Origin of the sequence: Burkholderia sp. JKS000303, from assembly GCF_002563755.1 — a bacterium.
GTDB lineage: Bacteria > Pseudomonadota > Gammaproteobacteria > Burkholderiales > Burkholderiaceae > Burkholderia > Burkholderia anthina_B.
In genome coordinates this window covers 2,652,431-2,674,499 of the sequence record NZ_PDBZ01000001.1, presented here as the reverse complement: position 1 = coordinate 2,674,499, position 22,069 = coordinate 2,652,431, and the positions used below count along the sequence as shown (strand labels likewise).

Sequence of the window (22,069 nt, the reverse complement as noted above, 5' to 3'; positions counted from 1 at the left end):
CCGCGTGGTCACGGATGCCAGCGATAGACGACGATGCTCGACCCGTTGTAGTTGTCCTTCGTGATCACGTACTCGCCGGTCGAGCGCAGGTACGCACGGACGCCGTACATCGAGTCGACGTCGTTGCCGACGTCCATCGCCGACGTGTTCGAGTTCGTCAGCGTCGTGACGAGGTTGCCGGTGTTCAGGTCGTAGACGTCGATGTTCGGCACCGTGTGCACGTAGCCGACGAACAGGTAGTGGCCGGCCGCGGCGATCGACTTCGGGTTCGCGCTCGTCAGGTTGATCACCGGGTTCGGCGCGCCCGTGTTGCCGCCCTTCCAGCCGTGATAGACCTCGATGTGCCCGTTCATCGCGGTCCAGTCCCAGCTGCCCGAGATGCCCTGCGCGAGGATCATCGTGTCGCTGTCGGCCTGGTAGATGATCCGCGTGAGCGGCAGCACGGTGCGCGGAATCGGGATCTGTGTCGGCTTGCCCCATGACGGCTTGCCGGTCGCATCGAAGCCGGTCATCGGATAGTGCGAGATGGTGTTGGTGCGGTCGAGCCCGGCCCACACGTCGCCGTTGTCGTCGAGCATGAAGCCGGCCGTCACCTGCAGGTTCGTGTTGAACGGCTTGCCGGGGATCGACCCGTCCGGAATCGCGATGTAGCCGCTCGCGCTGTTGAAGTGATACAGGTTGTAGTTGCCCGGATTCTGCCCCGTCGCGACCAGCAGCCGGTTGCCGTTCACCGTCGCGAGCTGCCCGAAATGCTGGCCGCGCTGGTAGTCGTTCATGTCGAGGCGCGGATCCTTCGGATAGGTGAACGGATCGACCGTGTTCGCGACGAACGTGCCGCCCGCCGCGCCCGTATAGATGTTGTTGCCGCTGTAGAACAACGTGCCGTCGGTGACGGGGTCCGGCGCGGCGATCGCCTCGAAGTTCAGCGCCTGCAGCTTCCATTGCAGCGCGCCCGTCGGGCTGTACGAATGAAGATCGGTGCTGCCGTTGCGGCCGAGATCCCAGCCGCCGCCCCACGCGTTGTTCAGCACGTACAGGTTGCCGGCCGCATCCTTGCCGATGCCCGCGACGCGCGTGAAGCGCTTGTCGCCCACCTGCCCCTTGATGCCCGACGTCGTGTCGAGATAGCCGCCCTGCACGCCGAACGTGCCGACCTGCGTCGGCTGGCCGGCGAGCGAGACCATCTTGATGTTCATGTCGGGCCCTTCGTCACCTACCAGCAACTGCCCGTTCGGCGCGTCGAAGTACAGCGACGCCGGCCGCGCGCCCGCTGCCATCTGGAGCGTGCTCATCGCCGTGCCGGTCGGGCTGAACTGCGCGACCACGCCGGCGCTCTTGCGCGCCACCCACAGGTTGCCCGACGCGTCGAGCGCCAGCGCGCCCGGCCCCGCTACGCCGATGTCGCGCTGCCACACGCCGTCGGTCGTATAGACGCGCACGCGGTTGCCGTAGAAATCGCTCACGTACAGCAGGTTGCCGGCCGTCGCGAGGCCGGTGATCACGTCCGCGTACTGGATGCCCGTCCACGTGCTGACCGGAATGCGCAGGTCGCGCTGGTTCGTGCCGCGGTTGTAGCGCCCCACCGAACCGCTGCCGAACGTGCGGTTGTAGCCGAGCGCGACGAACAGCGACGTCGCGTTGCCGGTGATCGCGCCGCCCTGGAATTCGTCGTGGATGCCGATCGTGCCGAGCGCCTGCCCGTTCTGGTAGATCGCCACGCCACCCGCGTTCTCGTCCCAGCGCGACGCCGTGTAGATCACGCCCTCGGGCGCGACCCACAGCGAGCGCGCCCCGTTGCCGACATGCGTGCTCAGCGTGCCGAACGTGTTGGCGAGCCAGTCCGTCGAGTACGACGTCTGCGCGTGACTGACCGACGCCAGCATGGCAATGCCTATTCCGAGCAATACTGCGCGGATTCGTTTCACTAACATGAATGATGCTCCCGGACGATCATGTCTCGACACTGTAATTCGCCGCATATGAAACATTGGTGATTTCTTCAAAATCCTGTTCAATGCCACCTCGAATTACCTGTTACGTTCTTTTACCGCACAACCTCTTTTCACCGATGCAGCGCAAGACCGGGAATAGCACCACCACGTGCGGTCAGGCGGCACGTCCGGCACCGGTATTTCCCGGAATTTTCTTCCGGATCATTCAATGCGGTTGAGTCATTTTTTCTGATACATACGCATTGCTTTTTATTGCCGGGAAAACGATTCAATGATTACAAATCGAAATTGAAATGAAAGAGGAAAAATAATGTCCGGCGCATTCGGCATTGCGCGGCCGAAAGCGTACGGCGCGTGCCGTGTGGCTGTGGAAATCGTGAAGAAGTGAAGTAATGCGATGCGTCGCGCGAGGCCGGGGCCGGGAGGCATGTGCCGCGAATGCGGCGAGCGAAGAGACGGCCGGAGCGATCGCGGCCACACGCCGGCCAGGGCGTGCGGCCGCGGCGGATCAGTTTGCGCTGTCGAGCGTCGGGCCGTCCCAGCCTTCGAGATACTTGGGCAGCGCATCGACGACGTCGATCACGCGCTGCCGGTAGAACAGGTGCATCGTCGGCTGTAGTTCATCGGGCAGTTGCCCGCCATGCGCACGCGCGGCGAGGCTGTTCGGCACGACCCGCATGCCGAGCCGGTTCGTGCCGAACACGATCTCGCCGCACGCCGCGCACCACGTGCGCGACATCGACTTCGACGGATGCGGAAACGTCGCGTCGCCGCCCGTGACGGACACCTGCTCCGGCTGCCATGCGGTCGCGGACAGCATCGACGTGCCGTAGAAATCGCGGCACGTCGCGCAGTGGCAATTCGCACGCGCCGCCGGCTCGCCTTGCAGCGTGACGGTGACGGCGCCGCACAGGCAGCTCGCGGAATGGGTTCGGGTCATGTCGCCTCCAGGAAAGGAGGCGACAGTATAGAGACGCGCCGCGCGACCTGCGCCCCGCTTCTCGCGCGGGCCGCGGGTCGCGGGCTTCGGGTCGCGCGGGTGGCGTCAGAACTTCTGGCGCAGGCCGAGGCTCACGATCGCCTGCGACCGCGAGTCGGACGAGTGGCCGTTCGCCTTGTCGGACACCGACGCGGTCGCGGCCACCGGCTGGCCGAGCGCGTCGAGCGTCGTGCCGGACGCGTGCTGGTACGCGCCGAGCAGGTACACGCTGGTGCGCTTCGACAGGTCGTAGACCGCGCCGAGCGTGACGTTGTGATACTGCGCGCGGTCGTCGATGCCGTCGACGCTGCTGCCGCGCGTGTAGCTGTAGCCGGCGAACAGTTGCGTCTGCGGCCGCACGTTCCAGCGCGTGAACACGCCCGCGACGTTGAAGGTCGCATGGCCGCTGAACAGCGACTGCGCGCCGCTGCGGTACTGCACGTTGCTGTAGTTCACCCCGACGACGGCCGGCCCGAAGTCATACGTCGCGCCGGTCGCGATGACCTGTTGCGACTGCGCACTCGCATAGCCTTCGTTGATCGACGAGTTGAACAGCCCGTCGTCGGTGCTCTGCCACTGGCCGGACGTCGGGTCGGTCGCGCCCGTCTTGCTGTTGTCCGAGCGCTCGTAGCCGACGCCCACGCGCAGCGGCCCCGCCGCGTAGGCCGCGCCGACGCTCCACGTATTGCGCTGCTTCATGCTGCCCGGCTGGCTGCCGAAGCCGTACAGCGCGCCGAACGTGAAGCCCGCGTAGTTCGCGCTCGTGTACTTGATCGAGCTGTCGACACGCGCCGTCTGGTCGAGATCGTCGATGTCGCCCGGATGCGCGCCGAAGCCGCCGATGAACGAAGACGGGCCGACCGGGCTCACGAAGTCGTCGAGCGACGTGTACTGGCGGCCGAGCGTGATCGTGCCGTAGCGGTCGCTGCCGACGCCGACGAACGCCTGGCGGCCGAACTGGCGGCCGCCCTGGCCCGACGTGCCGTTGGTGATGTCGAAGCCGTTCTCGAGCACGAACAGCGCGCGCATCCCGCCGCCGAGATCCTCGGAACCCTTGATGCCCCAGCGGCTGCCGGACAGGTTGCCGGTGGTCAGGCCGACATCCGAATGCCCGGTGTAGGCGCCCGGCGAGCCGACCCGTTCGTTGCTGCGGTAAGTCACGCCCGCGTCGACGATGCCGTACAGCGTGACGGAGCTTTGTGCGGATGCGATGCCCGCGAGCGAGAGCAGCAGCGGTGCTGCGATCAGTTGCTTGTTCATGGTTTTAGCGTCTCCGGGCGCTCGGCCCGTTGTTCTGTGCGAGTAGCGCGTGCGGTCGGCGAGATCCGCCGGCGGTACGAGGCCGGCAGCGCCCGCACGCGGGGACGCGCCCGTGCGACACGCGCGCGCGATTTCGCAGCGGCCCTGCCCGCTGCGGCGCCGCCATGGTAGTTGGAACCGGTTCCGTTCGAAAGCGCAATAATGAAAACAGCTTCTTGCCAATATCGAGATAATCGGTCGCGTGGCGGTCATGCCTGTACAGCACGGGTCGGCGCGCCCGATAATCGAGCGCGCACCAGCCACCGGGAGCCTTCGTCATGCATGAAACGACCCTGCTGATTTTTGCCGCCGTCGCGTTCGTCGGAATCGCGACGCCCGGCCCGACCGTGCTGCTCGCGCTGACCAACGGCTCGCGCTACGGCGTGCGCCGCGCGGCCTACGGCTTCGCCGGCGCGATGCTGTCCGACTTCGTGCTGATCGTCGCGGTCGCGCTCGGCCTCGGCGCGCTGCTGATGGCGTCGGCGTTCTGGTTCTCGGTGGTGAAGTGGCTCGGCGCCGCCTATCTCGCGTACGTCGGGATCCGGCTGCTCACGTCGAAGGGCTCGCTCGACGTCGCCGTCGCGCACGGCGGCACGGCGCCCGAACGCAACGCGTCGATCTTCGCGAAAAGCTTCCTCACCGCGGTGACCAATCCGAAGGGCTATCTGTTCTTCTCCGCGTTCCTGCCGCAGTTCCTCGATCCGTCCGCGGCGCTCGCGCCGCAATACGTCGCGCTCGCGCTCACGTTCGCGCTGCTCGACGGCGCGGTGATGTTCGGCTACGCGCTGCTCGGCGCGCGCGCGGTTCGGCTGCTGAAGCGCTCGGGCGCGCTGTGGCTCGAACGCACGTGCGGCGCGATGCTGCTCGCGCTGGCCGGCTCGCTCGCGCTGTATCGGCGTCATGCCGCGTAGGCACGCCGCCATGCACGCCGCCTCGTTCGCCACGGGTACGCGATGAGAATCGACGCGCCGCCCCGCGCCGGCTTCCCCGGCCTGTCGCTTCGCCAGCTCGAGCGCACCGACCTCGACGCGTGGTATGCCTACCTGTCGAACCCGGACGTCGTGCGCCACACGAGCTGGAACCTTCATGCGCGTGACGATCTGCTGCCGCTGTTCGACGGCATCGAATCGGCCCATCCGGATTCGATCCGCCGTCTCGCGATCGTCGACGATGCATCGGGCGCGCTCACGGGCACGATCGGGCTGCATACGGTGTCCACCGCCAACCGCACGGCCGAGATCGCGTACGACGTCGCGCCATCGCACTGGGGGCGCGGCGTCGCGAGCGCGCTGTGCGCGAGCGTCACTGCGTGGGCCTTCGCGGAAGGCTTCATGCGCATCCAGGCCGTCGTGTTGAACAGCAACGCCGGCTCCGCGCGCGTGCTGCAGAAATGCGGCTATCGGTACGAAGGGTTGCTGCGCGCCTACCGGATGGTGCGCGGCGTACCGGGCGACTTCGCGATGTACGCGCGCCTCGCGACCGATTGACGGACCGGCGCTCGACGCGCGATGCACGTGTGTGCGTGCGCGCCATCGACGCGATTGGACGATCCGAGCCGAATTGGCGACAATCGCCGTTCCCCGCATCGACTTCCACACCATGAAAATCGCCGCGCTATCCGACATCCACGGCAACCTCGCCGCGCTCGACGCGGTGCTCGCCGACGTGCGCCGCCGCGGCGCCGACCTGATCGTCAATCTCGGCGACATCGTATCGGGCGCGCTCCATCCGCCCGAAACCGCCGACCGCCTGATCGCGCTCGACCTGCCGACCATCAAGGGCAACCACGAACGGCAACTGCTGACCGGCGAGCGCGAAGCGATGCGGCTGTCCGACCGCTGGGCGCACGACACGCTGCGCGACGATCATCGCCAATGGATCGCCGCGCTGCCCGAACGCCTGACGCTCGGCGACGACGTGCTGCTGGTGCACGGCACGCCCGCCAGCGACCTGATCTATTTCCTCGAAACGGTCACGCCCGACGGCTGCCGCGCGGCAACGCCCGATGAAATCGCGCAGCGCGCGGGCGATGAATCAGCGTCGCTGATCCTGTGCGGCCACACGCATGTGCCGCGCATGGCGAAGCTCGACGACGGCCGGCTGATCGTCAACCCGGGCAGCGTCGGGCTGCAGGCGTACACCGACGATCAACCGCATCCGCACCGGATCGAAACCGGCTCGCCGCACGCGCGCTATGCGATGGTGTCGCGCACGCCGTCCGGCTGGCACGCCGAATTCCATGCGGTCGAATACGACTGGCACACGGCCGCCGCCACCGCGGCATCGCGCGGCCGCGACGACTGGACCGTCGCGCTGCGCACCGGCCGGTGCTGACGCAGCGCCACCCGCCCGCCATCCCGCTTCGCCCAACGGAAAACCGACCCGCCATGCCCGTTCCATCGCAACTGCTCTTCCTGCCCGGCGCATCGGGCAGCACCGCCTTCTGGCAACCGCTCGCGAGCCGGCTCGCGCATCCGGCCGAGCGGCGGATCGTCGCGTATCCGGGCTTCGGCGACACGCCGCGCGATCCAGCCGTCGACGACTTCGACGGCCTCGTGCGTCACGTGCTGGCCGCGATCGACCGGCCGACCGCCGTGATCGCGCAATCAATGGGCGGCGTGATCGCGATGCGCGCGGCGCTCGAGCGCGCCGAACACGTCACGCACCTCGTGCTGACCGTCACGTCCGGCGGCCTCGACATGCAGGGGCTCGGCGCGCAGGACTGGCGCACCGGTTTTGCGGCAGCGAACCCGCAGCTTCCCGACTGGTTCATGACGTTCCGGGCCGACCTGTCGGACGACATCGGCCGCATCGCGCAGCCGACGCTGCTGCTGTGGGGCGACGACGATCCGATCAGCCCGGTCGCGGCCGGCGAGCGCCTGCTCGACCGGCTGCCCGACGCGCAGCTGCACGTCGTGCCGGGCGGCCGGCACGATCTCGCGGCCGTCCATGCGGACACGCTCGCGCCGCTGGTCGACGCGCATTTGCAGCGCACCTGAGCATGATCTCGCGGGCGTGAATGCGACGCCCGCAGCAACGCGTCAGGCTGCGTTCACGAGCGTCAACCGTGCTTCCAGCCCGCCGCCGTCCGGCCGGTTGCTCAGCGTGAGCGTGCCGCCCATCGCCAGCGCGAGCTGCCGCGCGATCGCGAGGCCGAGCCCCGTGCCGCCCGTCTCGCGATTGCGCGAGGTCTCCACGCGGCGGAACGGTTCGAACACCGCGTCGAGCTGATCGTCCGGAATGCCCGGCCCGCGATCGCGCACCGCAATGACCGCGCCGCCGCCCGGCGCCGACTGCACGGCGATCTCGGCCGCACCCGCGAACTTCAGCGCGTTGTCGACGAGGTTGCCGACGATCCGGCGCAGCGCCTTCGGCCGCGTCGTCAGCGCGAGCGGGCCGCCGCTGTGCAGCGCGACGTCCTGCCCCGCGTCCGTGTAGTCGCACACGATGCTGTCGAGCAGCGCATCGAGGTCGATGCGGCGCGCGGCCTCCTCGGTGCCGTGCAGCGTGCGCGCATACGCGACGCCCTCCTTCACCAGATGTTCCATCTCCAGCAGGTCCTGGCGCAGCTTCGCGCCCTGCACGTCGTCGTCCATGACGTCGACGCGCAGCCGCATCCGCGTGATCGGCGTCTGCAGGTCGTGCGAAATCGACGCGAGGATCTGCATGCGTTCGGCCATGTACTGCGCGATGCGGTCCTGCATCGCGTTGAACGCGCGCGCCGCGCGCGCGACTTCGGACGGCCCGCCCTCGTTCAGGCGTTCGCCCTTCAGGTCGGGGCCGAGCGCGTCGGCGGCCTGCGCGAGCTGGTTCAGCGGCCGCGTCGCGAGCCGCACCGCGAGCCAGCAGCACGCGGCCAGCACCGCGAGTTGCACCGCCAGCACGTAAGGCAGCCAGCCCGACAGCGGCACCGTCGACATCGGCCGGATGTCGATCGTCAGCGGCGAGCCGTCGGTCAGGCGCAAATGCACCTGCAGATGCTCGCGATCGCCGGGGATCGCGTTCGCGGTCAGCGGATATGCGCCGCCGATGCCGTCCGAGATCGAGCGCTCCACGCGCGCCGACAGCCGCGCTTCCGGCGGCGTGCCCGTCTCGCCGGGCCCGAGGATGAACGCATAGCTGCGCCGCGCGAGACGCGGCAGCCACGCGGCACGCTGGTCGGGCGGCAGATGATCGAGCAGCGCGACCGAGCTCGCGACCTCGCGCTCGATGTAGCCCATCATCAGGTTGGTGGTCGCCTGGTCGCGCTCGGTCACGGTGAGCCAGAACGACAGTGTCTGTGCGAGCGCGAGGCCCACGCACAGAATCAGCGCGAGCCGCGCGAACAGCGAGCGCGGCCAGTGCAACAGCGCACGCGCGTTCATGCGTCGCCCTCGACCGCGGTCACGGCCGACGAGAACACGTAGCCCTCGTTGCGCAGCGTCTTGATGTAGCGCGGCTCGCGCGCGCCGTCGCGCAACCGCTGGCGCAGCCGGCTCACGAGCAGGTCGATCGACCGGTCGAACGGATCGGACTGCCGCCCCTGCGTGAGGTTGAGCAACTGGTCACGCGTGAGCACGCGCTGCGGATTGTCGAGGAACACGCGCAGCAGCCGGTATTCGGCGCCGCTCAATGCGACCAGCGTGCCTTCGGCATCGAGCAGGTGACGCCCCGTCGTGTCGAGCCGCCATTCGCCGAACGCGAGCATCCCGGTCGTCTCCGTCACCTGCATGCCGGGCGGCAGCATGCGCGCGCGACGTAGTACCGAGCGGATCCGTGCGAGCAGCTCGCGCACCGCGAACGGCTTCGCGAGATAGTCGTCGGCGCCCATCTCGAGACCGATGATGCGGTCGGTTTCCTCGCCGCGCGCGGTGAGCATCAGCACCGGCACCGTACGGAACTTGCCGGCGCGCAGATCGCGGCACAGCGTGAGACCGTCCTCGCCGGGCAGCATCAGGTCGAGCACGATCAGGTCGGGCGCGCCGTCGTCGAGCGCGTTGCGCATGTCGCGACCGTTCGCGGCAAGCGACACGCGCATGCCGTTCTTCTCCAGATAGTCCGCGATCAGCTCGCGAATCGCGCGATCGTCGTCGACGATCAGTACGTGGTCGATCTTGTCCATGAGTCGATGTCGGTGTCGTGATGGGGCGGCAGGCGATGTCCGCTTTTATACCGCAGCGCGGACGCGCGTTTGTATCCCAATGTATCGCGCCGTCGCGGCGACACACAACGTTGCACGCGCGCGGCTCGCCGGACACATCGCAGATACGTCGGCACGGCCCAATGAGGGCTGTCGCAACCCGCCCCGCCGACGCACTCGCGCGGCGGCCGGCCGAATCGGAGAACCGCCATGCTGCCCCGACTCAAGACTGCCGCCCTCGTCATCGCCCTCGCCGCCACGGCCGGAATCGCCGCGTTCGCCGGCACCCGCGACGACGCGGGAATGACGACCTCGCCGGCCGGCACGCCGGCGCCCGACTTCACCGGCATCGACCGCTGGCACAACAGCGCGCCGCTCAAGCTCGACCAGTTGCGCGGCAAGGTCGTGCTGGTCGATTTCTGGACGTACTCGTGCATCAACTGTATTCATACGATTCCGTACGTGAACGACTGGTACCGGAAGTATCGCGACCAGGGGCTCGTCGTGGTCGGCGTGCATACGCCCGAGTATCCGTTCGAACGCGATCCGAAGAACGTCGCCGATGCGCTCAAGCGCTTCGACATCCAGTATCCGGTCGCGCAGGACAACCGCTACGACACGTGGCGTGCGTACGGGAACCAGTACTGGCCCGCGCTGTACCTGATCGATGCGAACGGGAAAGTCGTCTATACGCGCTATGGCGAAGGCGGGTATGACAAGACGGAGGCAGCGATTCGCGGCGCGCTGGCGCAGGCCGGAGGAGGAACCGGCGGGACGCCGCGCATGCAGTAACGCGGGGCGGCGGGGGCGGCGCCCCCGCGCAATTCACTTACATCGACGACGTGTTGCGCGCAGCTCACTCGCGCTTCGCGTCGGCCTCCGCGAGCATCGCTTCACCGATCGCCACGTTGCCCTCGGCGATCAGCCCATCCCCCGCGCCGCGAATATCGTCGACCGACTTGTTCTGCCCGAGCTTGCGCTTGCCGACGAACCGCGTGATTTCAATCTGCAGCCCGACGATCGCCTGCAGCATCGTGTCGAGATAATCCTGCGGCGCATCGCCCATCTTCCACGGCACCGGCTGCGACGCCTCGTGCGTGCGCGTCAGCCGCGCGACCACGCCGCGCACGAACTTCTCGTCGTCGCGCACCGTGATGCGGCCGTAAGCATGCACGACCACGTAGTTCCACGTCGGCACCTGCCGATGCGCGACGTGCTTGCTCGGATACCAGGTCGGCGAGATGTACGCGTCGCCCGCGCGGAAGATCACCAGCACCTCGTCGCCGTTCGCGACGTCCTGCCAGACCGGATTCGCGCGGGAAACGTGCGCATGCAGCTCGCCGAGACCGCCGTCGCCGGGCAGCAGTTCGAACGGGAGGTGATTCGCGTCGAGCCCGCTCTTCCCGTGCGTGATCAGGCTGCCGAATGGATGCTGGACAATCAGTTCGCGCAGCACGTCGGGACGTAATTCGGCGAAATCGGCGGGGACATACATGGCGGCTCCACGGTCGGACAGAGGTTGGAAGAAACGGGCCAGCGGGTGGCGCGTCATGCCCTGATTGTGATCGCTAACTGGTTTATGCTGTAGAGCCGGTTTAGAACAATTTCAGCAGACCAGAATCATGGCAAGAACCGCCCGGATCGTCGAAATCCCGTCGCTCGGCGCGCTCGACCGCGCGGCCGGCGACCTGAGCCGTCAGCTCGCGCAGGCGTTGCGGGACGCCGTGCGCCGCGGCGACGTGCGGCCCGGCGACACGCTGCCTTCCACGCGGCTGCTCGCGGCGGCGCTGCAGGTCGCGCGCGGCACCGTCGTCGACGCGTATGCGCAGCTCGTCGCCGAAGGCTTCCTGGAGTCGCGCGGCGGCGCCGGCACGCAGGTCGCGAATGCGCTGGCCGAGCCGCCGGCGACCGACCCGCCGCCCGCCGCCCGCAAACGTCCCGAACGCGCCACCCACGCCGGCCTGCCCGAACCGGCCGCGACGTTCGCGCGGATCGCCCGCGAATTCCGTCCGCTGCCGGCCGTGCCGTTCGCGATCTCGGTGCCGGTCGGGCTCACCGCACCCGACGACATCTGGCGCCGGCTCGGCAACCGCCTGCGCGCACGCGGCGCGGGCGCGCCGTCCGGCTACGCCGATCCGCAAGGCGCGCTGCCGCTGCGCGAAGCGATCGCCGACTACGTACGCCGCTCGCGCTCGGTACGCTGCAGCGCCGATCAGGTCGTGATCACGAGCGGCACGCAACAAGGCCTGCACCTCGCGAGCCAGATCCTGCTCGGCGCGGACGACCGCGCCTGGGTCGAGAATCCCGCCTATCGCGGCATCACCGCGCTGCTCGAGAGCACCGGGCGGCGCGACGCGATGGTCCGCGTGCCGGTCGACGCCGACGGCATCGACGTCGAAGCCGGCATCCGGCTCGCGCCGAACGCGCGCGCCGCATTCGTCACGCCGTCGCACCAGTACCCGCTCGGGATGCCGATGAGCATGGCGCGCCGCAACGCGCTGCTCGGCTGGGCGCGCACGCATCGCGCGTGGGTGGTCGAGGACGATTACGACAGCGAGTTGCGCTACGAAGGCTATCCGTTCCCGTCGCTGCAGGGGCTCGATCCCGAGCGCGTGGTGTATCTCGGCACGTTCAGCAAGATCCTGTTTCCATCGCTGCGCCTCGGCTACGTGATCGCGCCCGACGATCTCGTGCCCGCGTTCTGCGGCGCGCGCGTGCTGATGGATCGCCATGCGCCGACCGCCGATCAGCACGTGCTCGCCGCGTTCATCGCCGAAGGGCATCTCGACCGCCACATTCGTCGCGTGCGCGGCGTCTATGCGGAACAACGCGCGCTGCTGATGGACACGCTCGGCGCGCGGCTGCCGCGCGAACGCGCGTGGGTGCAGCCGGGCGACCAGGGGATGCACGTCGTGCTGTGGCTGGCCGAAGGGATCGACGATCTCGACGTGGTGGCCCGCGCCGCGCAAGCGGGCGTCGCAGTGCGCGCGGTGTCGCCGATGTTCGCGCCGGGCACCGCGCGGCCGGGCCTCGTGCTCGGCTTCGGCGGGTTCGATCGCGAGCGGATGGAGGCGGCCGCGCAGCGGCTCGCGGAAGTGGTTTCGTCAGCGGAATCGCGGCCGCGCAAGCCGTAAAAGGTTGTCGGCGCACGTGTGTCGCTTGCCGGGATCGCACCTCGTCCATCCGCGCGCCTGCAACGTCGGCACGCACGCAGCAAGATGTTCAGCGCACGAGCGGCTCCCAGGGGGCAGTCGTGAACTGGTCGGCGAGATAATCGAGCAGCACCGCGACGCGCGCGGTACGCAGCATGCCGGGCGGCGTCACAAGGTTCACGTTGATGTCGGCGATCTTCCAGTCGTGCATCACTTCCACGAGTTCGCCATCCCGCAGCGCATCGACAACCAGGAATTCGGGCTGCAGCGCGAGGCCGTACCCGGCGACCAGTGCGGGCAGGATCACGTCGGCGTTGTTGGTGCGGATGCGTCCGTTCACCGATACCGAGAATTTGTCACCCGACGTGGCGTGCCGAAACCGCCAGAAACCAGACGTCGGCAGATTCGCGTAGGTGAAGCAGACATGTCGCTCGAGATCGCGCGGGTGAGCCGGACGTCCGTACCGGTCCAGGTAGGCAGGCGAAGCGACGAGCGGCCGGCGGACCGCGCAGAGCCTGCGGAAGCGCAGCGTCGAATCGTTCAGTTCTGCAATCCGGATCGCGATGTCGAAGCCGCCCGGAACGACGTCGATCAGATGGTCGCTCAGCATGAGATCGACGTCGACGTTCGGGTAGCGCTCAAGAAACGCCGGAAGCACCGGTGCGAGATACCGGAGACTGAACGACATCGGCGCATTCACGCGCACGAGGCCGCGCGGCTCCAGCGCCTGAGCGGATGCCTCGTTCTCGATGAGTTCCGCATCCGCGAGCAGCCGGATCGCACGATCGCGCAGCAGTTCGCCCGTCGGGGTCAGCGACAGTCTGCGCGACGTCCGGTACAGCAGCATGGTGCCGAGCCGGTTCTCGAGGCGTGCGATGGCCTTCGATACGGTCGACTGCGACGTGCCGATCAGCTCGGCGGCTTTTGCGAACGAGCCGGTTTCTGCGACGCGCGCGAAGATGGCCCAGGCGTCGAGATCAGGAAGGTGTTGCATCATGGAAATGGAATCGATGGTTGTGTGCCTGCGCGCTGGCCGGCACGATCCAGACGCAGTCGTCGGCTGCACTTGCGGGCCCGCTCGTCATGCTGATATGACGCGCAGGCGATCACGCTCATCGAGTCGTTTTTCGAATACTCGTCACGTGATGAAATGCTTGCGAGCGCAACTTGTTTCACGCTCGATCTCATTCTTTTCAACGGACACGTCACTACGCTCGACCGTTCGCACTCGATCACCGACGTGTGGGGACAGCGTCGGCAATTGGCGAGATCAACACGACCACGCCCGATACCCGGCGCTTATTTCACAGGCACAACCGCGAGCGTCGACTGCGGGTGCGGATTGACGAAGATCGGCTGACTATTCTTCGGAGTGAGTACTTCGTGTTTCCGATTGCTCATGAAGAGTGCAGTCCTTTGAATCGGAAAATTGGAGACCGGCCTCGATCGTGCGAACGATGGAAGCCCGATGCGCATTGCGCTGGCATCACGGTTGCCGCGCCGACACATTTGACACGTATTCGTGTCGAAATAACACCGAAGAAACGGAATCAAACCGATTCGAAATAGCGCTTGCAGTTCATGCCCGACGGATTCCCTCTTGCTCGTGCAAACGCTCGCCACGTTTCCGGGGCATCGACCGGGCCGTGCCAGTCATCGGTCGACTATCAACGAGCCCTGCATCATGAACCTGTCGCTTCTTGCCGGCTCCATGCTATCGGTGCACAGGCGTCCGCCACCCGCACTGTCGATGCCACGCGCGTATCCGAGCGCGGATATCGACTCGTGCGGGTGGACCCGCGCTCCCCCGGAAACGGCGGCTTACTGTTTCGCTATCGAAAACGCGTAAAGCTTGTGGTTGTCGCCGGCATAGGGCAGCCCGAGAATCTTGGTGTGATAGCCGGATCCCCAGTAGACCGTACCGTCGACGATCGCGGCCCCGGACACGACGGCGCCGCCGCTCTCGAAGCTCCATTTGATTTCGCCGGTCGACGCATCGAGTGCATACATGTTGGCGCCACTGCCCGCCAGCGAACCTGCATACACCACGCCGTTAGCCTCGGACATCGCAACGGTGTCCATCATCTGTTGCGGATCCGCTGTGCGCCAGAGCACCTTCCCGGTTGCAGCGTCGACTGCGGCCCAGATGCCGCCCTTGGTCGTCTTCATCCCCGCAGGTGAATTGACTTCGACCGACTCGTGATTCAGGTTGCCGATCGATACGTAGATGCGTTTGCCGTCGGCGGCCGTTCCCCACAGCATGCCGCCGAGCAGGCTGCCGGGGCCGACCTGGGTATGCCAGACGACCTTGCCCGTCTTCGGATCGAGCGCCCAGTAGACGCCGCTCTTCTGGCCGGCACCAAGCAACGTGCGCTTGTGCCCGCCGATGGTCGTCGTGTACAGGTTCGGCCCCGAACCGAAATCGTAGTCCGGGCCATCGTCGTGGTCGTAGTTCGTCGACATGTCGGCTGCCAGCGTCCGGGTGGCCCAATCAATCTTGCCCGTCTTCAGGTTCAATGCAACGAAACTGTCGATATGGTTGCCCGCTACGGCCGCCTTGCACTTCTCTTGCCCCGGATACCGGCAAACACCTTCCGGAACGGTAAAGTTGTTGCCCGTGGTCACGTACAGCAAGCCGGTTTCATGATCGACGACCGGCGTGTTGCCCCAGACCGAACCGCCGGTGTAGCCCTCCGGAACCATGTACGTCTTCCACAACAGCTTGCCGCTCGTCGCGTCGAGCGCCACGACGCTGCCGCGATACTGGGGCGTCTCCTTCAACGCCTCGGCGCGAGACGATACGCCGACGTAAACGATCCCGTTGTCGATAACCGGCGAACTCGTAATGATCGCGGACTTGTCCGTGTCGACCTGCGTGCGCCACAGCGGCGCGCCGTCTTCGGCCTTGATGCCCAGCATGTAGGCGCCGCTCGGATTGTTGGCGATCTGCGTGCCCTGGCCGATCACCAACGTGCCTTTCCAGTACGCAGGGCTGGTACGTGACGCATCGTTCGGAATCCCGCTGTAGTCACTGACCTTCTTGTGCCACTTGACCTGTCCGGTCGCGGCATCGACCGCCCATAGCGAGCCACCGAAGTCGGGAACATAGACGACGCCGGCGACGACCGTCGGCGTAGCGGACACGTTACCGTCCGTATCGATCGACCAGCGAGGCGCCAGTTTGGCCACGTTTTTCAGGTCTATCGCGCGTTCGCCCGCGGCGCTGCGGGTATTGTGCAGATTCTGCCCGGCCATCGGCCAGTCTCCGGCGCTTTGCGCGGCAGCAGGCGCCGCAGCGACGAGGCTGCTCACGAGAGAGACGGCCGTCGCGATAGCCGGGGTGCGCCAGGATAGCGGCGGAGTGCGCCGATCTGCGGCTTGCCTGTTGAAAAATCGTTTCATTTTTCAGTTCTCCATATAAACAGTGATAGAAAATCACAGCGTTGCCACTGCGCTCACTTTGGCGAGTCAGCGCATTCAAAAACGATCAATCATGCCGATCTGTACGCCGCGCACCAGCGAGCCGGGCCACGATGGCGGGAGCCCGGTTACGTTGACGCCACGCAGCGTGAAGGTCGCGTTGTTACGATTACGCAACCAGCCTGCACTCGCGTAGAACTGCAACGTCTTTGATAGCCTGTAATTGCACATCGCACTGAACTGGTCCGCGTTGTTGTCCGCTCCGGAACGGTCGCGCACGTATGCATAGCCGAGCGAAGCATCGAGATTCGGTTCAAACGCGTAGCGCAGCGATACCGCAAAACCGTCATTGTGGTAACCCGGTGCACCGCCGCCCGACGCATTGAACCAGTCCGCAAACAAGGTGGCTTTGTCGATGCGATACGACGCGCCGGCGAGATTCGCTCGCAATGCACCGCTGCCGTGCGTTTGCTGATGCCCGTAGGAGAGCCGTACCGGCCCGTACTGGTACGACACTGTTTCGAAGTTGCCCGCGAGGCCGTTGCCGTCGTTGTCGCTCGCCGCACGCAGTGACATCATCACGGCTGCGTCGAAGCCCGCGATTTTCGGTGACAGGTAGGTGATCGCATTACTCGCGTAGGGCGTGATCTTGGAAAAGTTGTTCAGCCCGGACGCGATGGTTCCCGCGCCAAATGCATCGATCTCGCCTTTGAAGGGGATATAGATCGGCGAATATTGCCGTCCGATGCGCATTTCCCCCCAGGGGCCGCCCGCACCGATCCAGGCCTGGCGGTTGAACAGCGTTCCCGCCGTATCCAGCGTGCCATTGGTCGCGCCGAATCCGTTCTCGAGCACGAACAGAATGTTCGTCCCGCCACCGATCGGCTCGCTGCCGCGCAAGCCGATCCGCGAACCGCGATACGCACCCGAGTCCATCCGCGCCACCCATCCCGCCCCGGGGTTCGTGATCTCGAGACTCGTGTCGACGACACCGTACAAGGTCACGGATGCCTGCGCCCACGCGAGGGACGGAGCAACGAGCAGGACGCCTAGCGCACCGCACGCCCGCACCTGTCGTCGAAAAACCGAACGAGCGCCGCTGCGCCGCTGTCGGACCCGCTTGACGCCGATCATTGATACCGTCTTCATCTATCGTTTCAGAACGTGTGCATCATGCCGACATACGTCGTGACCTGCGATTCGCCGTCGAGCGGATTGGTGGTCGGCGTCGTGCCCAACGGCGTTGCGAATACCGAGAAATCCGAGTGACTCCCGTTACGTACATAACCCACCGTGCCGTAAAGGAAGGTGCGCTTGCTCAGGTTGTAGGTCGTGCCGAGCGCGTACAGCGTCGCATGGCCGGCAGGGTCGTGCGTCGCATCGCCGTTGCCGCTGCGCACGCGAACGTAGTAGCCCGCGCCCGTCACCGACCAGCGTGAATTCGCCTGCCACGTCGCACCGAGCCAGAAGTGATCCGCGTTGTCCGCGAGGCCGGCCGGCGTGTCCGGCGCCGAATAGTGCGTCCAGGCTGTCTGAATCGTGAACTTCTGGATTCGCACGTTTCCGCCGACGAAATATTCACGGGAGCTCGTGAAGACATTGGTGAACTTGCCGGTCGAATCGCGCAGTTCGTCGTACATGCCGCGTACGTCGAAATACGGCGAGCGGTACGTCAGAACCACGCCGTCCGAGCGTCCGAACTCGCCCGACGCGCCGTTGTTGAAGCCGCTCGCCTGGTTACCGAACGCGTATTGCGCCTGCACGTCGAAGCCGTGGAAAACCGGGCTGTGGTATTCCACGTTATTACTGGTCTGCTGCCAGTTGCGCCCGCGCACGAGGGATGCCGACGACACCGCCTGCTGCACGAACGGGTCGAACGCCCACACGCCATCGCTATCGATGAACAGGTTGCGGCCGGCCTGGAGTTGCCCCCACGTATCGTCTTTCAGTCCGACGTAGGCGCGCCTCGAAAAGAGCCGCCCGCCTCCCGTTGTGCCGTTCATCACTTGCGGCGCGGTTTCGAGATTGAACACCGTGGACAATCCGCCGCCCAGATCCTCGCTACCGCGTAGCCCCAGCATGCTCGTGCCCCAGTCGCCTCCCTCTGCGCTGAAGCGAGTGCCGGTTCGACCCGGCGCCGTCATGACGTGATTCAGATACTCGAGCCCCGCATCGACGCGGCCATACAGCGTCACGCTCGTTTGCGCCCACGCGCCCGGCATGACTCCCCCCAACAACAAAGCAACCGAGATTCTCTTTCTCATCGTTCTCTCCGATGAAAGCCGCCCCGGCATTCATCAACTGTTTATATCGTTATCGTCGGCGATTGATCGCATTTCAATTTATTATGTATTGCCAATAATTAATGGCATGCTTCCACTGAAGAATTCGATCTGAAATTAACTGCCTGGCACCGATTGCAACGACAGACCGAACCGGTTTGCCATGCGGGCAAGTTGTACGCTGTTGTCCACGCCGAACTTCTGGCGGAGCGTCGATTGATGGTTGGCCACGGTCTTCCGACTGATACCGAGTTTCTCGGCGATCGTGAGCAACGTATAACCCTGAATGAGCAATCCCAACACCTCGAACTCGCGTGCCGAGAGTGCGCTGTCAAGTTGTCCTTCCTGAAAGGCATCACTCTCGTGCAGCGCCTGTGCGATGTCGGGACTCAGGAATCGCTGGCCGCGCGCCACGGTGCGAACCGCATCGACAAGCACGTCGGGTGCACTGGCCTTGGTCACATAACCGAGCGCCCCCGCGGTGAGCGCGCGGCGCACGAAAATCGTTTCCTCACGAACGCTGAATATCAGAATGTGCGCTGCGCGCTCACGCGCAAGCATGCGACGGATGGCCTCGATGCCACTCGGGCCCGGCAACGACACATCGATCACGACCACATCGGGCCGCAGCGAACAGAAGGCGTAATAGGCCTCCGCTGCAGTCCTCGCTTCACCGCATACGCAAAGGTCCGATTCGAACGCGATCAGTCTCTTGTAGCCTTCACGCACAACCGCATGGTCATCGACGAGCAAAATAGAAATGCATGGGGGCACGTGGCAGGCCTTGTGTATCGAAATGTCCGACGTGTTAGCGCTTCGTCTGCACGCATCACTAATCACTTCAATGTTGCCCCGTTTTTCCGCGGCCGAAAATGCAGATTATGGAAATGCATCCATTCCATTTCCCCTTTCATATTCATGTCATTTTCCAGAAAAATAAAGGGAACCGTAATGATTCGCGATGAGGTCCGCTCATTGCGTGCGAACCTGACGATCTGATTTTTCCTTTCCGGGCAGGTGTCGGACGCACTTCGGGAAATCTTCCCGCGCGCAGCCCGCGGTGCCTGTGCAATGCTCTCGTCGATCGGGCGGCCGGCTGTCGCCGCGCCCTGCGAATGTACGACAAGAGAAGAACCATGTACCCATCCGAAACCCGCCCGGCCTGGCCGCTCTCCAGGCGCCGTGTCGGCCTCGCGCTCTGCTGCGGCACGGTACTGGCAGGCGCGCCGCCCGACGTCCGGGCGCAAGCCGCGCCCACGGTCGACGCCGCCACGCAACTGGCGCCGATCATCGTCGTCGGCACGACACCGCTGCTCGGTATCGGCACGCCGCTCACGCAGGTTCCGGCAAACGTACAGACCATCCGCGCGAGCGAAATTGGGCGGCAGCATCGTGCGTCGCTCACCGACTACTTCGAGAAAAACCTGCAGAGCGTCGATATCAACGAAGCACAGGGCAACCCGTGGCAGATCGACGTGAACTATCGTGGTTCGACGGCGTCGCCGCTGCTCGGTACGCCACAAGGCCTTTCCGTGTTCCTCGACGGCGTGCGCGTGAACGAGCCGTTCGGCGACGTGATCAATTGGGACCTCATCCCACCGGCCGCCATCGACACGATCCAACTGATCCCTGGCTCGAACCCCACCTATGGCTTGAACACGCTCGGCGGTGCCCTCGCGATTTCGACGAAGAACGGTCGTGCGCATCCCGGCGGCGACGTCGAGATAAGCGGCGGGTCCTGGGGCCGCAAGACCGTACAGATCGAACAAGGCGGCACGATCGGCCCGCACCTCGACTACTACGTGACCGGCAACATCGCGAACGACAATGGTTGGGCCGACCACAACTCGAGCAGGGTGCGCCAGGGCTTCGGCAAGCTGCGCTATCGCGACTCGGACACGACGCTTTCCGTCTCGGCGGGCGGCGCGGACAACGACCTGCAGGGCTCGCAGACGATCCCGCGCTCGTTTCTCGACAACCCGCGTCAGGCCTATACCTACCCGGACCAGAACAGGAACAGGGCTGCGTGGGTCACGCTGTCGGGCGATCACTATTTCAATGACGACGTCGCGTTGAGCGGAACCGCTTATTACCGCCACTACGACAACACGAATATCAGCAGCAACAACAATAATTTCCAGCCGGGCGATCCGGTCTCGACCGAAGGCGTCAACGCGCGTTCGGACATCACGACCGATAGCTACGGCGCAAGCCTGCAGTTGACGCTGCTTGGCAAGTTGCTCGACATGAAGAATCAGTTCGTGCTCGGCGCGAACGCCGATCTCGCGAATTCGACGTATCTGGCGTCCGAACAGGACGCCTACTTCACGGCGACGCGCGCGGCCGCAGGCGTCGGTGACTACCAGCTTCAGACCCATGCAGACACGCATGGCGCGAACTACGGGCTCTATTTCAACGACACGCTCTCACTCACGCAGCAGCTCTCGGCCACCTTCTCCGGACGCTATGACTGGGCTCGCGCCGACATCGGCGACGAAAGCGGCCAGCAGCCTGCACTGGACGGCCGCCACACGTTCTCGCGCTTCAATCCGGCCTTCGGCGTGAACTGGAACCCCACGTCGACGCTGACCGTCTATGCGAGCTATAACGAGGGCATGCGCTCGCCCACCGTGATCGAGCTCGCCTGTGCGGACCCGAACGCACCCTGCTCGCTGCCGAACGACTTCGTCTCCGATCCGAACCTCCGGCCCGTGATAGCCAGGACCGTTGAAATCGGCGCGCGCGGGCGCGTCGGTTCGGCGACGACCTGGAACGCCGCGGTCTGGCGCACGACGCTCGCCGACGACATACAGTTCGTCAGCAGCGGCGCGAGCAGTCAAGGGTATTTCCAGAACGTCGGCAAGACGCGTCGCCAAGGCTTCGAAATGGGTGCGCACACGAAGCTCGGACCGGTTGGCATCGGCGCAAACTATAGCTACGTAGATGCGACCTATGAATCGGCCTTCATCGAAAGCAGTTCGAATAATTCGAGTGCTGACACGAACGGCAACATCGTCGTACGGCCAGGCGACCGCATTCCCGGCATTCCGGCCAACACCGTGAAGCTGCGGCTCGACTACACGCCCGTCTCGCCGGTCGATCTGGGCGCAAACCTCACGTGGCGCGGCAGCATCTTCGCGCGCGGCGACGAGAACAACCAGGATAAGAACGGCAAGATCGCGGGCTATTTCCTCATCGATCTCGACGCGACGTGGCACGTCACGAAGCAACTGCAGTTATTCGCGACCGTGACGAACCTGCTCAACAAGCAATACACGAGCTTCGGCATTCTCGGTGAGAATTACTTCAACGGTCCGGACCACACCTATGACCCCGCGCATCCCGTGAGCGAGCAGTTCGTTGGCGTAGGCGCGCCGCGCGGCGCCTGGGTGGGACTGCGCTATGCGTGGAAGTGACAGCGTGTGACGGCCCGCTTGCGCGACACGGGAGCACGAGGCCTGGCCCGCTGAACACGCACAACGAGCACAATACGCTGCCGGATCCCGATCACCGCATCGGCTGCACATGCGCCCTGACCGACCGGCAACGAGAACACCTGGACTCAAGTCGATCGCCTGTCGGCGGGGGCCCGCCCGATGCGCGGCGACCGACAGACGCACGAGCCTCGCGACCAGCGCCCGGATGTCGACCGCCGGCTTCCCGCATGCGCCCGGCAGGCGTGACGCGCTGGCAGCGACTACGGGACTGGCAGCCCGCGATTCGTCGGCGGAATCGCGGCCGTGCGCACGGGCAAAGGTTGTCCGCGGGCAACAAACGTAATCGTCTGTAAATCCTGCAAGAAAACGGGCCTTTTGGCCACCGGCGACGCTGCCCGGTTTGCTAGGATCGCGCCTTTTCCGACCGCG

General features: G+C 65.6%; 18 protein-coding genes. 7 read left to right on the top strand and 11 right to left on the bottom strand.

Features of this window, described 5'->3' with window-relative positions; all coding sequences use genetic code 11:
* Positions 1 to 8: 8 nt before the first annotated feature.
* The 3 genes from BX604_RS12910 to BX604_RS12900 form a co-directional block, all read right to left on the bottom strand.
* Positions 9 to 1,931 carry an SMP-30/gluconolaconase/LRE-like region family protein gene (locus tag BX604_RS12910; protein ID WP_098551129.1) on the bottom strand — a complete coding sequence of 641 codons (1,923 nt, stop codon included), beginning with the start codon at positions 1,929 to 1,931 and terminating at the stop codon, positions 9 to 11.
* Between the two features lie 529 nt (positions 1,932 to 2,460).
* Positions 2,461 to 2,892 carry a GFA family protein gene (locus BX604_RS12905; protein ID WP_098551128.1) on the bottom strand — a complete coding sequence of 144 codons (432 nt, stop codon included), beginning with the start codon at positions 2,890 to 2,892 and terminating at the stop codon, positions 2,461 to 2,463.
* 105 nt (positions 2,893 to 2,997) lie between these two features.
* The gene (locus BX604_RS12900; protein ID WP_098551127.1) at positions 2,998 to 4,191 is read right to left on the bottom strand and encodes a porin; all 1,194 of its coding nucleotides are present in this window, start codon (positions 4,189 to 4,191) and stop codon (positions 2,998 to 3,000) included.
* A gap of 317 nt (positions 4,192 to 4,508) precedes the next feature.
* Between BX604_RS12900 and BX604_RS12895 the strand changes: the two genes are divergently transcribed.
* From BX604_RS12895 to BX604_RS12880, 4 genes are all read left to right on the top strand, one after another.
* On the top strand, positions 4,509 to 5,141 hold the full coding sequence (locus tag BX604_RS12895) for a LysE family translocator (RefSeq protein WP_098551126.1): 633 nt from the start codon (positions 4,509 to 4,511) through the stop codon (positions 5,139 to 5,141).
* Positions 5,142 to 5,183: 42 nt separating this feature from the next.
* Positions 5,184 to 5,717, top strand: coding sequence for a GNAT family N-acetyltransferase (locus BX604_RS12890; RefSeq protein ID WP_098551125.1), 534 nt, complete (start codon positions 5,184 to 5,186; stop codon positions 5,715 to 5,717).
* 112 nt (positions 5,718 to 5,829) lie between these two features.
* Positions 5,830 to 6,564 carry a metallophosphoesterase family protein gene (locus BX604_RS12885; protein WP_098551124.1) on the top strand — a complete coding sequence of 245 codons (735 nt, stop codon included), beginning with the start codon at positions 5,830 to 5,832 and terminating at the stop codon, positions 6,562 to 6,564.
* Between the two features lie 53 nt (positions 6,565 to 6,617).
* Complete coding sequence (locus BX604_RS12880; protein WP_098551123.1) at positions 6,618 to 7,229, top strand: alpha/beta fold hydrolase; 612 nt, start codon at positions 6,618 to 6,620, stop codon at positions 7,227 to 7,229.
* A 42-nt stretch (positions 7,230 to 7,271) separates the two neighbouring features.
* On the opposite strand, the gene BX604_RS12875 is transcribed toward BX604_RS12880, so the two are convergent.
* Together BX604_RS12875 and BX604_RS12870 are read right to left on the bottom strand one after the other, a co-directional pair.
* Positions 7,272 to 8,594 carry an ATP-binding protein gene (locus tag BX604_RS12875; protein ID WP_098551122.1) on the bottom strand — a complete coding sequence of 441 codons (1,323 nt, stop codon included), beginning with the start codon at positions 8,592 to 8,594 and terminating at the stop codon, positions 7,272 to 7,274.
* Positions 8,591 to 9,331, bottom strand: coding sequence for a response regulator (locus BX604_RS12870; protein WP_098551121.1), 741 nt, complete (start codon positions 9,329 to 9,331; stop codon positions 8,591 to 8,593). Before BX604_RS12870 ends, BX604_RS12875 begins: the two co-directional genes overlap by 4 nt.
* Positions 9,332 to 9,559: 228 nt before the next feature.
* Here BX604_RS12870 and BX604_RS12860 point away from each other — a divergent pair, with 228 nt between their 5' ends.
* The gene (locus BX604_RS12860; protein WP_098551120.1) at positions 9,560 to 10,141 is read left to right on the top strand and encodes a thioredoxin family protein; all 582 of its coding nucleotides are present in this window, start codon (positions 9,560 to 9,562) and stop codon (positions 10,139 to 10,141) included.
* 64 nt (positions 10,142 to 10,205) lie between these two features.
* On the opposite strand, the gene BX604_RS12855 is transcribed toward BX604_RS12860, so the two are convergent.
* Positions 10,206 to 10,844, bottom strand: a complete 639-nt coding sequence (locus tag BX604_RS12855; RefSeq protein WP_098551119.1) for an FMN-binding negative transcriptional regulator — start codon at positions 10,842 to 10,844, stop codon at positions 10,206 to 10,208.
* A 127-nt stretch (positions 10,845 to 10,971) separates the two neighbouring features.
* Between BX604_RS12855 and pdxR the strand changes: the two genes are divergently transcribed.
* Complete coding sequence (gene pdxR, locus BX604_RS12850; protein WP_098551118.1) at positions 10,972 to 12,483, top strand: MocR-like pyridoxine biosynthesis transcription factor PdxR; 1,512 nt, start codon at positions 10,972 to 10,974, stop codon at positions 12,481 to 12,483.
* Between the two features lie 88 nt (positions 12,484 to 12,571).
* Here pdxR and BX604_RS12845 read toward each other — a convergent pair whose 3' ends face one another.
* From BX604_RS12845 to BX604_RS12825, 5 genes are all read right to left on the bottom strand, one after another.
* The gene (locus tag BX604_RS12845; protein ID WP_098552850.1) at positions 12,572 to 13,495 is read right to left on the bottom strand and encodes a LysR family transcriptional regulator; all 924 of its coding nucleotides are present in this window, start codon (positions 13,493 to 13,495) and stop codon (positions 12,572 to 12,574) included.
* Positions 13,496 to 14,322: 827 nt separating this feature from the next.
* Complete coding sequence (locus tag BX604_RS12840; protein ID WP_098551117.1) at positions 14,323 to 15,903, bottom strand: outer membrane protein assembly factor BamB family protein; 1,581 nt, start codon at positions 15,901 to 15,903, stop codon at positions 14,323 to 14,325.
* Between the two features lie 75 nt (positions 15,904 to 15,978).
* Entirely contained in the window at positions 15,979 to 17,070 is a 1,092-nt protein-coding gene (locus BX604_RS12835; RefSeq protein WP_257146298.1) for a porin, read from the bottom strand.
* A gap of 8 nt (positions 17,071 to 17,078) precedes the next feature.
* A complete protein-coding gene (locus tag BX604_RS12830; protein ID WP_098551115.1) occupies positions 17,079 to 18,185 on the bottom strand; it encodes a porin in 1,107 nt (368 codons plus the stop codon).
* 135 nt (positions 18,186 to 18,320) lie between these two features.
* Complete coding sequence (locus BX604_RS12825; protein ID WP_244108990.1) at positions 18,321 to 18,965, bottom strand: response regulator; 645 nt, start codon at positions 18,963 to 18,965, stop codon at positions 18,321 to 18,323.
* Between the two features lie 374 nt (positions 18,966 to 19,339).
* Between BX604_RS12825 and BX604_RS12820 the strand changes: the two genes are divergently transcribed.
* Positions 19,340 to 21,619, top strand: coding sequence for a TonB-dependent receptor (locus BX604_RS12820; RefSeq protein WP_098551113.1), 2,280 nt, complete (start codon positions 19,340 to 19,342; stop codon positions 21,617 to 21,619).
* The last annotated feature ends 450 nt before the right edge of the window (positions 21,620 to 22,069 follow it).

Bases quoted from the DNA above. Each gene is read 5' to 3' on its own strand.
- pdxR (WP_098551118.1), top strand. From the start codon at position 10,972: ATGGCAAGAACCGCCCGGATCGTCGAAATCCCGTCGCTCGGCGCGCTC.
- BX604_RS12870 (WP_098551121.1), bottom strand. From the start codon at position 9,331: ATGGACAAGATCGACCACGTACTGATCGTCGACGACGATCGCGCGATT.
- BX604_RS12835 (WP_257146298.1), bottom strand. From the start codon at position 17,070: ATGAAGACGGTATCAATGATCGGCGTCAAGCGGGTCCGACAGCGGCGC.
- BX604_RS12830 (WP_098551115.1), bottom strand. From the start codon at position 18,185: ATGAGAAAGAGAATCTCGGTTGCTTTGTTGTTGGGGGGAGTCATGCCG.
- BX604_RS12905 (WP_098551128.1), bottom strand. From the start codon at position 2,892: ATGACCCGAACCCATTCCGCGAGCTGCCTGTGCGGCGCCGTCACCGTC.
- BX604_RS12880 (WP_098551123.1), top strand. From the start codon at position 6,618: ATGCCCGTTCCATCGCAACTGCTCTTCCTGCCCGGCGCATCGGGCAGC.
- BX604_RS12860 (WP_098551120.1), top strand. From the start codon at position 9,560: ATGCTGCCCCGACTCAAGACTGCCGCCCTCGTCATCGCCCTCGCCGCC.
- BX604_RS12910 (WP_098551129.1), bottom strand. From the start codon at position 1,931: ATGTTAGTGAAACGAATCCGCGCAGTATTGCTCGGAATAGGCATTGCC.
- BX604_RS12845 (WP_098552850.1), bottom strand. From the start codon at position 13,495: ATGCAACACCTTCCTGATCTCGACGCCTGGGCCATCTTCGCGCGCGTC.
- BX604_RS12885 (WP_098551124.1), top strand. From the start codon at position 5,830: ATGAAAATCGCCGCGCTATCCGACATCCACGGCAACCTCGCCGCGCTC.
- BX604_RS12900 (WP_098551127.1), bottom strand. From the start codon at position 4,191: ATGAACAAGCAACTGATCGCAGCACCGCTGCTGCTCTCGCTCGCGGGC.
- BX604_RS12875 (WP_098551122.1), bottom strand. From the start codon at position 8,594: ATGAACGCGCGTGCGCTGTTGCACTGGCCGCGCTCGCTGTTCGCGCGG.
- BX604_RS12890 (WP_098551125.1), top strand. From the start codon at position 5,184: ATGAGAATCGACGCGCCGCCCCGCGCCGGCTTCCCCGGCCTGTCGCTT.
- BX604_RS12855 (WP_098551119.1), bottom strand. From the start codon at position 10,844: ATGTATGTCCCCGCCGATTTCGCCGAATTACGTCCCGACGTGCTGCGC.
- BX604_RS12895 (WP_098551126.1), top strand. From the start codon at position 4,509: ATGCATGAAACGACCCTGCTGATTTTTGCCGCCGTCGCGTTCGTCGGA.
- BX604_RS12820 (WP_098551113.1), top strand. From the start codon at position 19,340: ATGTACCCATCCGAAACCCGCCCGGCCTGGCCGCTCTCCAGGCGCCGT.
- BX604_RS12840 (WP_098551117.1), bottom strand. From the start codon at position 15,903: ATGAAACGATTTTTCAACAGGCAAGCCGCAGATCGGCGCACTCCGCCG.